The 12,672-nt window shown below is 72.7% G+C and carries 13 protein-coding genes; 6 read left to right on the top strand and 7 right to left on the bottom strand.

The genetic code is table 11. The features are described 5' to 3' along the window. Positions 1 to 140: 140 nt before the first annotated feature. Both KUM03_RS22605 and KUM03_RS22600 read left to right on the top strand, forming a co-directional pair. Entirely contained in the window at positions 141 to 1,700 is a 1,560-nt protein-coding gene (locus KUM03_RS22605) for an APC family permease (RefSeq protein ID WP_217251103.1), read from the top strand. A 23-nt stretch (positions 1,701 to 1,723) separates the two neighbouring features. Next, positions 1,724 to 2,545, top strand: coding sequence for a siderophore-interacting protein (locus KUM03_RS22600; protein ID WP_217251102.1), 822 nt, complete (start codon positions 1,724 to 1,726; stop codon positions 2,543 to 2,545). 7 nt (positions 2,546 to 2,552) lie between these two features. On the opposite strand, the gene KUM03_RS22595 is transcribed toward KUM03_RS22600, so the two are convergent. The 7 genes from KUM03_RS22595 to KUM03_RS22565 form a co-directional block, all read right to left on the bottom strand. After that, complete coding sequence (locus KUM03_RS22595) at positions 2,553 to 4,076, bottom strand: FAD-dependent oxidoreductase (RefSeq protein ID WP_217251101.1); 1,524 nt, start codon at positions 4,074 to 4,076, stop codon at positions 2,553 to 2,555. A gap of 23 nt (positions 4,077 to 4,099) precedes the next feature. Beyond that, a complete protein-coding gene (locus tag KUM03_RS22590) occupies positions 4,100 to 5,014 on the bottom strand; it encodes a diiron oxygenase (protein ID WP_217251100.1) in 915 nt (304 codons plus the stop codon). Positions 5,015 to 5,159: 145 nt separating this feature from the next. Beyond that, positions 5,160 to 6,221: a P1 family peptidase gene (locus KUM03_RS22585; protein WP_217251099.1), complete on the bottom strand. Its 1,062-nt coding sequence runs from the start codon at positions 6,219 to 6,221 to the stop codon at positions 5,160 to 5,162. A gap of 42 nt (positions 6,222 to 6,263) precedes the next feature. Continuing rightward, a complete protein-coding gene (locus tag KUM03_RS22580; protein ID WP_217251098.1) occupies positions 6,264 to 6,641 on the bottom strand; it encodes a TraR/DksA C4-type zinc finger protein in 378 nt (125 codons plus the stop codon). A gap of 100 nt (positions 6,642 to 6,741) precedes the next feature. Then, positions 6,742 to 7,599 (bottom strand): biotin-dependent carboxyltransferase family protein, encoded by an 858-nt coding sequence (locus KUM03_RS22575; protein WP_217251097.1) that lies wholly within the window; start codon positions 7,597 to 7,599, stop codon positions 6,742 to 6,744. After that, positions 7,596 to 8,258, bottom strand: coding sequence for an allophanate hydrolase subunit 1 (locus KUM03_RS22570; RefSeq protein ID WP_308406389.1), 663 nt, complete (start codon positions 8,256 to 8,258; stop codon positions 7,596 to 7,598). Before KUM03_RS22570 ends, KUM03_RS22575 begins: the two co-directional genes overlap by 4 nt. Beyond that, entirely contained in the window at positions 8,255 to 9,007 is a 753-nt protein-coding gene (locus tag KUM03_RS22565; protein WP_217251095.1) for a LamB/YcsF family protein, read from the bottom strand. The genes KUM03_RS22570 and KUM03_RS22565 overlap by 4 nt, the downstream gene beginning before the upstream one ends. A 194-nt stretch (positions 9,008 to 9,201) precedes the next feature. On the opposite strand from KUM03_RS22565, the gene KUM03_RS22560 reads away from it, so the two are divergent. The 4 genes from KUM03_RS22560 to KUM03_RS22545 are packed head-to-tail and all read left to right on the top strand — an operon-like array spanning position 9,202 to position 12,570. Further along, positions 9,202 to 9,921 (top strand): DUF969 domain-containing protein, encoded by a 720-nt coding sequence (locus tag KUM03_RS22560; RefSeq protein WP_217251094.1) that lies wholly within the window; start codon positions 9,202 to 9,204, stop codon positions 9,919 to 9,921. After that, positions 9,918 to 10,892 (top strand): DUF979 domain-containing protein, encoded by a 975-nt coding sequence (locus tag KUM03_RS22555; RefSeq protein WP_217251093.1) that lies wholly within the window; start codon positions 9,918 to 9,920, stop codon positions 10,890 to 10,892. Before KUM03_RS22560 ends, KUM03_RS22555 begins: the two co-directional genes overlap by 4 nt. A 14-nt stretch (positions 10,893 to 10,906) precedes the next feature. Further along, positions 10,907 to 11,557: a pyroglutamyl-peptidase I gene (pcp, locus tag KUM03_RS22550; protein ID WP_217251092.1), complete on the top strand. Its 651-nt coding sequence runs from the start codon at positions 10,907 to 10,909 to the stop codon at positions 11,555 to 11,557. After that, the gene (locus tag KUM03_RS22545) at positions 11,557 to 12,570 is read left to right on the top strand and encodes a DUF2891 domain-containing protein (RefSeq protein WP_217251091.1); all 1,014 of its coding nucleotides are present in this window, start codon (positions 11,557 to 11,559) and stop codon (positions 12,568 to 12,570) included. Before pcp ends, KUM03_RS22545 begins: the two co-directional genes overlap by 1 nt. Positions 12,571 to 12,672: the final 102 nt, after the last annotated feature.

The raw sequence follows: 12,672 nt of genomic DNA, 5'->3' as shown, positions 1-12,672 counted from the left end.
AGTGGCCGCAGCCGCTCATCAATCTTTGAACTGAAGGTTGAATGCCGAACATGGCCCGGGAAAGCATGGTGAAACGTACCGGCGGGGGAGTGGCGCCAAGAACCGGAACCACGGAAACCGCAGGATTTAACGTCTCGTTCATGACTCAGCTGGACGTAAGGCCCGGGGCCGACGACACGGGCGACGGAGCCACCGCCGACGGCATGCGGGCCAAGGGCCTCAGCGGCAACTCCGTGGGACTGCTGGGCAGCGCCGTCATCGGTGTCTCCACCGTGGCCCCCGTCTACTGCCTCACCTCCACCCTCGGCTCCACCGCCGGCGAGGTCGGCGTGCAGATGCCGGCCGTGTTCCTCGCCGGGTTCCTGCCGATGCTGCTCGTCGCCTTCGCCTACCGCGAGCTGAACCGGGCCATGCCCGACTGCGGCACCTCCTTCACCTGGACGGTGAAGGCCTTCGGCCCGCGGGTGGGCTGGATGTGCGGCTGGGGCCTGGTCATCGCCACGATCATCGTGCTGTCGAACCTGGCCGGCGTCGCCACCTCGTACTTCTGGCTGCTCGCCGGGGAGGTGACCGGTAGCGAGTCGGTGGCGGCGCTCGACGGCAACAAGGCCGTGCACATCGTGACCTGCCTGGCGCTCATCGCGATCGCCACCGTGATCAGCTACCGCGGCATGACGGCGACCAAGGGCCTGCAGTACACACTGGTCGTCCTGCAGCTGCTGGTGCTGGCCGTGTTCGTCGCCATGGCCTTCAGCAAGGCGGGCGACGCCCAGTTCGCCACCTCCGCCGAGTTCTCCTGGTCCTGGCTGAACCCCTTCGCCGTCCAGTCCTTCGCCGCCTTCACGGCCGGGCTCTCGCTGTCGATCTTCATGTACTGGGGCTGGGACGCCTGCCTGACGGCCAACGAGGAGACCAGCGGCAGCAGCCGTACGCCGGGCCGCGCGGCGCTGGTCGCCATGGTCGTGCTCGTCGGCTCCTACCTGGCCACCGGAGTCGCCGCGCAGATGGTCGTGGGCTCCGGCGACCAGGGCCTCGGGCTCGCCAACCCCGAGACCTCGGACAACGTCTTCGCCGCGCTCGCCGGCCCGGTCATGGGACCGGCCCTGGGCGTCCTGCTGTTCGTCGCGGTGCTGGCGTCGGCCGCGGCCAGCCTGCAGACGACCTTCATCCCGGTCGCCCGTACGGTGCTCGCCATGTCCGCGTACGAGGCGCTGCCCGCCTCCTACGCCAAGGTGCACCCCCGCTTCCGCACGCCGGGCCGGGCCACGGTGACCGCCGGTGTCGCCACCGGCGTCTTCTACACGGTGATGACCCTGGTCAGCGAGCACGTCCTGGTCGACACCATCTACGCGCTCGGCCTGATGATCTGCTTCTACTACGCCCTGACGGCCTTCGCCTGCGCCTGGTACTTCCGCGCCGACCTCCTGCGGTCCGGCCGTGACCTGCTGTTCAAGGGGATCTGCCCGGTGCTCGGCGGGGTGCTGCTCGCGGCCGTCTTCACCAAGACGCTCGCCGACATGTGGGACCCCGCCTACGGCAGTGGTTCGTCCGTCCTCGGCGTCGGCTCGGTGTTCGTCATCGGCGTGGGCCTGCTCCTGCTCGGCGTGGTCATCATGGCGGTGATGAGCCGCCGCAGCCCCGCCTTCTTCCGCGGCGAGGTGCTCACGAGGTCGACACCCGCACTGATCGCCGAGGACTAGTTAGCTTAGGCTAGCCTTCTCTCATGGCGAAGGTCCGTCGGCTGGTGCCGCAGAATCCCAGGATGTTCCGTGCCCGCGTCGTGCGCACCGAGCGTGTCTCCCCGTCGATGCACCGGGTGACCGTCACCGGAGCGGACCTCGGCGAGTTCCCGTGGTTGGGCTACGACCACTGGTTCCGCCTGTTCCTCCAACTGCCCCACCAGCGCCGCCTGCGGCTGCCGGAGTTCACGGGCACCCGGTGGTGGCAGCCGTACCTGGAGATCCCCGAGGAGGAGCGGCCGCACTGCGCCAACTACTCCGTGGCCGACTTCCGCCGGGAGACGGCGGAGATGGACATCGATTTTGTGGTGCACCGCGACGCCACCGGCGCCGTCGAGGGCAGGGCGGCCGTCTGGGCCTGCGCCGCCCGCCCCGGCGACGCCCTCGCCGTCCTCGACCAGGGCGTCCTGTTCGACCGCCCGCGCGACGCCTCGGAGGTCGTCGTCGTGGCCGACGAGACCGGCCTGCCCGCCACCGCGTCGATCCTGCGCTCACTGCCGCGGGACACCGTGGGACGGCTCATCCAGGAAGTGCCCACCGACGACGACAGGCGTCCCCTCGATGCCCCGTCCGGAGTCACCGTCTCCTGGGTCGTACGCCGCGACGGCGCCTCCGTGCCCGGCGCCGCGGCCCTCGACGAGGTACGGAGGATCGGCTCCGTCAGCCGGGCGGGATACGCCTTCGTCGTCGGCGAGTCGACCCTGGCCACCGAGGGGCGCAGGCACCTGCACCGCCTCGGCCTCCCCAAGGACCGCATCACCTTCTCGGGCTTCTGGCGGCACGAGACGTCGGCGCAGGCCGCCTGAGACGGACTCAGCGGCGGCGGCGCGCGAGACGGTGGAACGCCCGCGCCCCGCCGGTGGGTGCAGGCAAGCGGCCCGCGACCGCGTCGGCGAGCAGCGTGCCGACCGTCTCGGCCGCGCACCGGCGGTTCGCGCCGATGCCACCCGACGGCCCGCGCTTGATCCAGCCCACGACATAGGTGCCGGGCAGGCCGGTCACCCGTCCTCGCTCGTGCGGAACGGTCCCAGAACCTTCGTCGAAGGGCAGACCCGACTGCGGCACCCCGCGGTACCCGACGGCCCGCAGCGCCAGGCCCGCCGGGATCTCCTGCTCACCGGCGCCTCCGGTGGCCCGCACGGCCCTGAGGTTCTCGTCGCCGCGCATCTCCAGTGGCTCGGAGTGGAAGCGGAAGACGATGCGGCGCCGCTGCCCGGACGGGTCCGGCGGTGTTGACCAGTCGACGGCCTCGCGCGGTACGTCCCGGAACAGTGCGGCCTTCTGTGCCGCCCCGGCCGCGTCGATCGCCGTGCCGACGCGCGGATCGTGGTCGTCCACGACCAGGTCGACGCCCGGGAGGTTCTTCAGGGCGAGGAGTTCGGTCCCGGTGCAGGCGGCGTGCTCCGGGCCCCGGCGTCCGAGGAGCACCACCTCGCGCACCTTGCTGCGGCGCAGCTCGTCCAGCGCGTGGCCGGCGACGGCCGTGCCGGTCAGGGCGGTGGGGTCGCAGGCCAGGATGCGGGCGACGTCGAGGGCGACGTTGCCGTTCCCGACCACGACGACCCGGTCAGCCGAGAGGGCGACGGCGTCAGGGGCGACCTCCGGGTGGGCGTTGTACCAGGCGACGAACCGGGTCGCGGCGATGCTGCCGGGCAGGTCCTCGCCGGGTATGCCCAGGCGCCGGTCGGTGGCCGCGCCCACCGCGTAGATCACCGCGTCGTGGTGCGCGGCGAGTTCGGCGGCCGTGACGTGGCTGCCCACGTCGAGGCCGAGGTGCATGCGCACCCGGGGGTGGGTGTGGAAGCGGGCGAAGGTCTCGCCGATCCGCTTCGTCGCCAGGTGGTCGGGTGCCACGCCGTACCGGATCAGCCCGCCGGGCGCGGGGAGCCGGTCGACGAGGGTGACCTGCGACCGGGTGTGCAGCAGCAGGTCCTCCGCGGCGTACATCCCGGCCGGTCCGGTACCGACGATCGCCACCCGCAGCGGCGCGAAGTCGGCGGGCAGCACGCGCTCGAAGTCCGGCGTGCCCCAGGCGTGGAAGTTCGGCCCGTGGTCCACCGCCTCCCGCGGTTCCGGCTGCCCGGACCGCTCGAAGTAGGCGGCGTTGATCGCGGCGTACGGCTGCTGCGCCGGCGTCAGCTCCTCGGCCGGACGTACGGCGTCCACCGGGCAGGCGTCGGCGCAGGCGCCGCAGTCGATGCAGGCGGCCGGGTCGATGTACAGCATCTCCGTGGCACCGAAGTCCCGTTCCCCGGGGGCCGGGTGGATGCAGTTGACCGGGCAGACGGCCACACAGGCGGCGTCGGTGCAGCAGTTCTGGGTGATCGCGAAGGTCATGTCGTCCGCTCGCCGGGTGATGGTCAGATGAGGTCGGCGCGCTTGTAGAAGAACAGCGCGGGCTTGGTGAGCAGGCCCACCGAGCTCAGGAACGTCATCAGTCCCGAGCAGCTGGAGCGCATCATCGCCTTGTGATGCTCGTTGGCCTTCGCCTCGCGGAGCGCGCGCTCCTCGTCCAGCCCGGCGTTGGCGTACACCTTGCGGTTCACCATGCTGGTCACGATGACGTAGGCGGCCACCGCTATGAGCAGGGCGTGGACCCGCAGGCGTATCCGTCCGGCGCGCGCGAGGTGCTTGCGTGTCTCGTCGCGGGCGAACTTCATGTGCCGCGACTCCTCCACGACGTGGATGTTGTTGATGGTGCGGACGAACGGCACCACCCGCTCGTCGCGCATCCAGTCCCGCTGCATCACGTCGAGGACCTCCTCGGCGACCAGGATCGCCGCGTAGGCCGCCTCGCCGAACGCGACGGTCTTGAAGACCCTGCCGAGTTCGACCGCCACGCGGTGCGGTCGGTAGGCCGGCGCCCCGAGCTTCTTTGCCCCGCGGGCGAACATGATCGAGTGGCGGCACTCGTCGGCTATCTCGGTCAGCGCCCACTGGACGGTGTCGTCCGTCGGGTCCTTCGCGTAGACGTCCCGCAGCACCATCTGCTGGAGGATCATCTCGAACCAGATCCCGGTGCTGGCCACGGACGCGGCTTCCTGGCGGGTGAGGGCCTTGCGCTGGGCGTCGGTCAGTTCGTCCCAGTACCGCGTCCCGTAGAGGGTGCTCCACTCCGGGCTGGCCCCGTGGAAGTCCTCGTCGAGCGGGGTCTCCCAGTCGACCTCGGTGAGGGGGTCGTACGAGAGCTGCGCGGACGAGTCGAGCAGTCGCCGCGCGATGCTCTCGTCCGGGGTGTGGCTCTTGGTCCTTGGCCGCGGGATGTGGATGGCCATGCAGGGGCTCCTCGAGTCGAGTCGGGGACGGTCCTCGCCCAGCGCTGCTATTACCGTCGGTAACGCAGTCTCCTTGTTGACGGACTTTATAGCAAGGGTCGTCGTGTGACTACCCACTGGTAACCGGGAAGTGCGGGGCCACCGGTCAGCGAGGCGGAGTGGCGAGGGCGGCGAGAAGGAGGTCCGCCGGGAGCGCGGGTGCCGTGCGTCCGCCGAAACCGGTGGTCGTGGTGGCCGCGAGCAGGGAGTTGAGCACCGCTTCCTCGACGCCGTCGAGCACGGCCTCGAAGAGCGGGCCGAGTTCGGCGTCCGCCACCGGGCCGGCCGCGGGGGAGTCCGTGCCGAAGGCGATGGCGTAGTCCCCGCTGCCATGGCTGTACGCCGCGCCCGTGCGGGCCAGCGCGAACACCGCGCGCCGCGCGACACGGGTGAGCTGCCGGGCGTCCAGCGGTGCGTCCGTGGCCACCACGATCATGCAGGAACCGGCGTCGGAATCGGGTGCCGGAGCGCCGGCGCCCAGGGATCGCGGGGTGAGGGTGCGGCCGAGAACCCGCAGCGTGCCGCCGAAGTTGGCCTGCACCAGGACGCCCGCGGTGCAGCGGCGGCCCGCCAGGTCCGTGACGCGTGACGCGGTACCGATGCCGGCCTTGAAGCCCAGCGCCACCGTGCCTGTGCCCGCGCCGACGCACCCCTCGTCCACGGGCCCGCCGGAGGCGGTCTCGAGGGCCGCCCGCACGTGCTCCTCCCGCACCGGCCGGGCGCGGATGTCGGACAGCAGGCCGTCGTTGCACTCGCCCACCACGGGGTTCAGGCTCAGCACCTTCTCGCAGCCGGGCCGCTCAAGCATCCAGCCGACGAGCGCGTCGGCGACGTGGAAGGCGGACAGGGTGGAGGTGAGCAGCACCGGAGTCTCCAGCGTGCCGAGTTCGGCGAGCTGGGTGGTGCCGATGAGCTTGCCGTAGCCGTTGCCGGTGAACACCCCGGCCGGCAGGGGCGTCCGGGGGCCGACGAGGTCGGGTACGACGGCGGTGACTCCGCTGTGAATGCCGGGTTCGCGCCGCACGGTGGTGTGTCCGACGCGGACGCCCGGCACATCCGTGATGGCGTTGAGGGGACCGGGGGCGGCGGTTCCGATGACGATGCCGAGGTCCCGGGACCGGTGCCGGGCGCGGGCGGACGGGCGCTGGGGGAGAGGCGGTTGTTCCATGCGGGGACGCTACGCGTCGCGTCCCTTGGCCGACGAGCCGTATCAGCGGGACCTCGCCCTGCCCTCCGCCTCGCAGCGCAGGTACCGTTCGAGGTGGGGGAAGGCGTGCAGGCGCTCGGGGTCGATCGCCTCGCCGCACCGCGCGCAGCGCCCGAAGCCGCCGGTGTCCAGGCGGGCCAAGGCCTCCTCCGTGCGGGCCAGCAGATCGCGCGCGTCGCCCGTCTCCCTGCGGTGCCGGTCCAGCGCCTCGGCCGCCGCGCCGGCGTCCGCCGCGTCCAACAGGCAGTCGGCCCGCAACGCCTCGTCCCGCGACGGGGCCGCGGCGATTTGACGGCGGAGTACCGCTGCCTGCTCGGTGAGCCGGCGGCGCGACTCCTCGTCGGCCGCGGGGGTGCCGTCGGCCGGCCGGTCGTCGGTCATGGTCGTCCTGCCTCCACGGTGGCCTCCCGCACGGTCGGCGTTCTTCGCCGTCCTCACCCCATTGTCCGGACACGGACCGCCCGGCGCGCTCGCCCGCCCCTCAGCCGAGTGTGAAGCGCACCGGCGTCCCGGCCACGGCCTGGGCCGCCGCGGCGAGGGCACCCTGCGCGACGACCGCGACCACGGGGTAGCCCCCGGTCGTCGGGTGGTCGTGCAGGAAGATCACCGGACGTCCGTCGGGCGGCACCTGCACCGCGCCCAGGACCATGCCCTCGCTGGGCAGTTCCCCCGCCGACGCCCGTTCGAGCGCAGGCCCCTCCGTGCGCAGGCCGATGCGGTTGCTGTGCGGGGAGACGCGGTAGGCGGCCGAGGTGAGGACGCGCAGGGCGCCCGGGGAGAACCAGTCGGCGCGGGGCCCCAGCCGCACCGGCAGGACCAGCTCGGCGGGGGGTGCGGGCCAGGGGGCGGCGACGGGTACGGCGACGGGTGGGGCCGGGGTGCCCACCGGGACGAGGGCGCCGTCCCGCAGCGGCTGTGGGCCCAGCCCCGACAGGAGGTCCGTCGAGCGGCTGCCGAGGACGGGTTCGACGGTGACGCCTCCCGCCACCGCCACGTACGAGCGGACGCCCGCCGTCGCCGTCCCCACGTCCAGGACCGCACCGGCCGGCACCCGCACCGGGACGCCCCAGGCCGCGGGGCGCCCGTCCACGGTGACGGCGCAGTGCGCGCCGCCGACCACGACGGTGACGGCGTGATCGGGCCGCAGGGCGCAGCCGGTCAGCGTGGTCTCCAGGACGGCCGCGTCCTGATCGTTGCCGAGCAGCCGGTTGGCGAGCCGCATCGCGGGCTCGTCCAGAGCACCGGAGCGGGGTACCCCCAGGTGGGCATGGCCGGGCCGGCCCGCGTCCTGCACCGTGGTGAGCGCTCCGGCCCGCACGACCGTGATTTCGGCCGTCATGCCGCGACCGCCTCGGGGGCGGTGTCCGCCGTGACGAACCGGACGCGCGTCCCCGGCGCGAGCAGCGCCGCCCGCTCCCGCGCCGGGTCCCACAGCGGTCCGGGGTCGGGCATGGTGCCGATCAGCTGCCAGCCGCCCGGTGTGGCGCGGGGGTAGACGGCGCTGTAGGGCCCGGCGAGGGCGACCGCACCGGCCGGCACCCGGGTCCTGGGCGTGGCCCGGCGGGGCACGTGCAGCTCCTCGGGCAGCCCGGTGAGGTAGCCGAAGCCGGGGGCGAAGCCGCAGAACGCGACGCGGTAGGCGTGGGCGGTGTGGAGTGCGGCGACCTCTTCCGGAGCGACTCCCCACAGGGCCGCCACGTCGGCGAGGTCCGGTCCGTCGTAGCGCACCGGGATCTCCACGACGTCCCCGTGGTCGTCGGCGGCCGGCGGCACCTCCCAGCCGCCGAGCACCCGGGCCAGTGCCTCCGGGTCCCGGACGCCGTCCAGCAGCACGGTCCTCGCTCCCGGCACGACCTCCTCGACGGGCGGCAGCGTCCCGGTGGCCCGGCGGCGCAGCACCTCGGCGTGGAAGGCGGCGGTGCGTTCGGCGTCGGGCAGTTCGACGAGGAGCGCGTGCCGGCCGACGGGACGGGTCGTGAGGGCCGGGCTCCGCGTCACGCGAAGGCCCCGATCGCGACCCCGGACGCCTCCAGCTCCTCGCGGACCCGCGCCGCGATCCTCGCGGCCCCCGGAGTGTCGCCGTGCACGCACAGCGACCGGGGGGCGACCTCCACGGTCGTGCCGTCCACGGCCTCCACCGAGCCGTGCACCGCGAACGCGAGCGCCCGCCGGACCACGGCGTCCTCGTCCGTCACCACCGCGTCCGGCTCGCGCCGGGGCACGAGGGTGCCGCGCGGGGTGTAGGCCCGGTCCGCGAAAGCCTCGGGCACACCCGTGAGCCCGGCCTCCGCGGCGGCGGTGAGCAGCAGCGAGCCGGGGAGGCCGAGCACGGGCAGCGCGCCGCCCGCGAGCCGTACGCCGGCCACGACGGCGCGGGCCTGGTCGGCGTCGTGGACGGTGCGGTTGTAGAGCGCGCCGTGCGGCTTCACGTACGCCACCTGGGCCCCCGCGGCCTCGGCGAAGACGCGGAGCGCGCCGATCTGGTACGCCACCTCGGCCGCCAGTTCCCCGGCGGGCACGTCCATGGCGCGCCGTCCGAAGCCGGCCAGGTCGCGGTAGGAGACCTGGGCTCCGATCCGTACCCCGCGTTCGGCGGCGAGGTCGCAGACGCGGCGCATCACCGAGGGGTCGCCGGCGTGGAAGCCGCAGGCGACGTTGGCGCTGGTGACGACGGACAGGAGGGCGTCGTCGTCGGTGAGGGTCCAGCGGCCGAAGCCCTCACCGAGATCTGCGTTGAGGTCGATCACACTTCGAACCTAGACGATCGTTGAACGATCCGACAAGAGATCGATGGCTGGTCGACTCTTGTTAGATCGTTGAACGATCGCTAGTGTCCGTGCATCTGCCACGTATCTGGGGCTATGGTCCGGACCGATGAAGCGTCGGTTCCGTTTGTCTCGGATGCGCGCCCTGCCCCCTCATGCCTGAAGAAGGCCACCGAATGATCGTTCTACTCGGTGTGGTCGTGGTGATCCTCGGATTCGTCACGCGCCGCAACCCCGTCCTCGTGGTGGGCGTCGCCGGTATCGTCACCGGACTGCTCGGCAAGATGAACCCGCTGGAGGTCCTCGCGGCCTTCGGCCGGTCCTTCGCCGACAGCCGCTCGGTCACCGTCTATGCCATCGTGCTCCCGGTGATCGGCCTGCTGGAGCGCTACGGCCTGCGCGAGCAGGCCCGCAATCTGATCGCCCGCCTCGGAAAGCTCAGCGCCGGCCGCTTCCTCACCGTCTACCTGCTGGTCCGGCAGGTCACCGCGGCCTTCGGCCTGAACAGCATCGGCGGCCCGGCGCAGACCGTACGCCCCCTCGTGGCACCCATGGCCGAGGCGGCCGCCGAACGCTCCACGGGCGCGAAGCTGCCCGGCCGGCTGCGCGAGAAGGTGCGCTCCTACTCCGCGTCGGCCGACACCGTCGGCGTCTTCTTCGGCGAGGACTGCTTCATCGCCATCGGTTCCATCCTGCTGATCACCGGCTTCGTGAACTCCACGTACCACCAGCACATCGAACCGACCCAGCTGGCCCTGTGGGCGATCCCGCTCGCGGTCTGCGCCTTCGTCATCCACGGTGCCCGGCTGCTGCTCATGGACAAGCAGCTGGAGCGCGAGATGGCCGTCGCCGCCGCCGAGCACGACCTGCCGCTTCCCGAGGGGGCCGACAAGTGATCAAAGTCGAATGGCTGTACTGGCTGATAGGCCTGGTCTTCGTCGTCATGGCCGTCCAGATGGCCACCGACCGCAGCAACCCCAAGCGCTGGACGTCCGCCGCGTTCTGGGGCCTGCTCGGACTCACCTTCCCCTACGGCACGGGAGTGGCGAACGCCACGGCCGCGGGCGGCGGCTGGACCCTGCCCGCCGAACCGCTCGGTGTCGCCGTCCTGACCCTGATCGTGCTCGCCGGGTTCAACTTCCTCGGCAAGGGCGTCCCGGTCACCACCACCGGCGAACAGCGCGAGGCGTCCGCCGCCCGGCTCGGCAACAAGATCTTCATTCCCGCGCTGACCATCCCGCTCGTCGCCATCGTCTGCGCCTCCGTGCTGGACGAGTCCGGCCTGTTCGAGTCGGGCAAGGCCACGCTCCTCGGGCTCGGCGTCGGCTGCGTCGCCGCGCTCGTCGTCGGCATGCTGATCACCGGCGAGAAGAAGGTGACCGTCCCGCTCCACTCCGGCCGCTCCATGCTGGAGGCGATGGGCTCCGCCCTGCTGCTGCCCCAGCTCCTGGCCGTGCTCGGCTCGATCTTCGCCGCCGCGGGCGTGGGCGACCAGGTCGGCAGGATCGTCAACGACGTCCTGCCCGAGGACTCCAAGTACCTCGCGGTGATCGCGTACTGCGTCGGCATGTTCCTGTTCACGGTGATCATGGGCAACGCCTTCGCCGCGTTCCCCGTGATGACCGCGGCGATCGGCTGGCCCATCCTCATCCAGCAGATGCACGGCAACGAGCCCGCCGTCCTCGCGATCGGCATGCTGGCCGGTTTCGCCGGCACGCTGTGCACCCCGATGGCCGCCAACTTCAACATCGTCCCGGCCACCCTGCTCGAACTGAAGGACCAGTACGGGCCGATCAAGGCACAGCTGCCGACGGGCATCGCGCTGCTCGGGTGCTGCACCGTGATCATGGCCCTCTTCGCCTTCTGAGCCAAGGAACATCCATGACCCGTGTCCTCATCACCGGCTTCGCCCCCTTCGGCGGGGAGAGCGTGAACCCGTCCTGGCAGGCGGCGTCCCTGGTGGCCGCCGAACCGCCCGCCGGGCTCGACGTCAGGGCCGCCGAACTGCCCTGCGTCTTCGGCGATTCCCTCGACGTCCTGCGCGACGCCGTCCGCGCCCACACTCCCGGCCTGGTGCTCTGCCTGGGCCAGGCGGGCGGACGCCCCGGCGTCACCGTCGAACGCGTCGGCCTCAACGTCGACGACGCGCGCATCCCCGACAACGCGGGCCGGCAACCCGTCGACGAACCCGTTGTCCAGGGCGGCCCGGCCGCCTACTTCTCCACCCTCCCCGTCAAGGCCTGCGTCGCCGCGATGCGGGAGGCCGGCGTCCCCGCCGCCGTCTCCCACACGGCCGGCACCTTCGTCTGCAACCACGTGGCCTACGGCCTCGGCCACCTCATAGCCACCGAGTTCCCGCACGTACGGGGCGGATTCGTCCACGTGCCCTGGGCGCCGGAACAGGTAACCGACGGCACCGCGCCGTCCCTGCCGCCCGCCACCGTCGCCCACGGCCTGCGCGCCCTCCTGTCCACCGCCGCCCGCACCCCGGCGGGGCAGGACCTCAAGGTCACCGAAGGAGCCACCCACTGATGCCGCTGAGCACCCACGCCGCGCCCTTCGCCCGGCTCGCCCTCGCCAACATCACCCGCGAGTACCCCAACTTCCCCGCCCACCTGATCACCTCGCCCGACGAGCGCCTCGCCCCCCGCTCACTGCACCCGGCCTTCTACGGCGCCTACGACTGGCACTCCTCGGTCCACATGCACTGGCTGCTCGTCCGCCTGCTGCGCCGCCACGGCGGCACACCCGCACTGCCGGACACCGCGCAGGCCGTCGCCGTACTCGACCGGCACCTCACCCGCGACAACGCCGCCGCCGAAGCCTCCTACCTCCGCGACCGCCCGTCCTTCGAGCGGCCCTACGGCTGGGCGTGGCTGCTCGTCCTCGCGGCGGAGTGCCGGGCCCTCCAGGACGAGTCCGGCGCCCGCTGGGCCGAGGCGCTCGAGCCGGCCGTCGCCGCCGTCGACGAGTTGCTGGCCGACTGGCTGCCCAAGGCCACCTACCCCGTGCGCCACGGCAACCACCCCAACAGCGCCTTCGCGCTGGGCCTCGCGCTCGACTCGGGAGAGCTGTCGCCGGCGACCGGGCGTGCCGTGCGTGAACGCCTCCTCGCCTGGTTCGCCGACGACCACGACGCGCCCGCGCACTGGGAACCGTCCGGTCAGGACTTCCTGTCCCCGGCGCTGAGCGAGGCCGATGCCATGCGCCGGGTGCTGCCGAAGGACGGGTTCGCGGCTTGGCTCGACCGCTTCCTGCCCGCGCTGCGCTCCGGCGCCCCCTGCCCGCCGCTGGACGTGCCCGTGGTCTCCGACCACGCCGACCCGCAGATCGGCCACCTGCTGGGCCTGACCCTCAGCAGGGCCGCCGCCCTGCGCTCCCTTGCCGACGCCCTGCCCGACGGGCCCGCCCGCGGCCGCCTGGACGAGGCGGCCGACGCCCACCTCGCGGCGGGCCTGCCCGCGGTGGAGCGCGGCGACTTCACCACCGACCACTGGCTGGCGACGTTCGCCGCCCTCGCCCTCGACCCCGTCGAGCTCCGCTGATCAGCGGCGCGTGACGCCCGGCCGGGCGCCGGGCACGGCCGCCCCACGTCGCCCCCCCACGTCGAGCCGCCGCGAGGAGCCGTGCCGTCGCCACGGGTTCCG

Source organism: Streptomyces sp. AC602_WCS936 (genome assembly GCF_019049125.1).
Taxonomy (GTDB): Bacteria; Actinomycetota; Actinomycetes; order Streptomycetales; family Streptomycetaceae; genus Streptomyces.
The sequence above is the reverse complement of the archived record's forward strand: the minus strand, read 5'-3'. Positions and strand labels throughout refer to the sequence as shown.

What these genes read in the sequence shown, in the direction of transcription:
- KUM03_RS22575 (WP_217251097.1), bottom strand. Translation starts at nt 7,599, where the DNA reads ATGACGGCCGAAATCACGGTCGTGCGGGCCGGAGCGCTCACCACGGTG.
- KUM03_RS22590 (WP_217251100.1), bottom strand. Translation starts at nt 5,014, where the DNA reads ATGGCCATCCACATCCCGCGGCCAAGGACCAAGAGCCACACCCCGGAC.
- KUM03_RS22545 (WP_217251091.1), top strand. Translation starts at nt 11,557, where the DNA reads ATGCCGCTGAGCACCCACGCCGCGCCCTTCGCCCGGCTCGCCCTCGCC.
- KUM03_RS22595 (WP_217251101.1), bottom strand. Translation starts at nt 4,076, where the DNA reads ATGACCTTCGCGATCACCCAGAACTGCTGCACCGACGCCGCCTGTGTG.
- KUM03_RS22585 (WP_217251099.1), bottom strand. Translation starts at nt 6,221, where the DNA reads ATGGAACAACCGCCTCTCCCCCAGCGCCCGTCCGCCCGCGCCCGGCAC.
- KUM03_RS22605 (WP_217251103.1), top strand. Translation starts at nt 141, where the DNA reads ATGACTCAGCTGGACGTAAGGCCCGGGGCCGACGACACGGGCGACGGA.
- KUM03_RS22580 (WP_217251098.1), bottom strand. Translation starts at nt 6,641, where the DNA reads ATGACCGACGACCGGCCGGCCGACGGCACCCCCGCGGCCGACGAGGAG.
- pcp (WP_217251092.1), top strand. Translation starts at nt 10,907, where the DNA reads ATGACCCGTGTCCTCATCACCGGCTTCGCCCCCTTCGGCGGGGAGAGC.
- KUM03_RS22560 (WP_217251094.1), top strand. Translation starts at nt 9,202, where the DNA reads ATGATCGTTCTACTCGGTGTGGTCGTGGTGATCCTCGGATTCGTCACG.
- KUM03_RS22600 (WP_217251102.1), top strand. Translation starts at nt 1,724, where the DNA reads ATGGCGAAGGTCCGTCGGCTGGTGCCGCAGAATCCCAGGATGTTCCGT.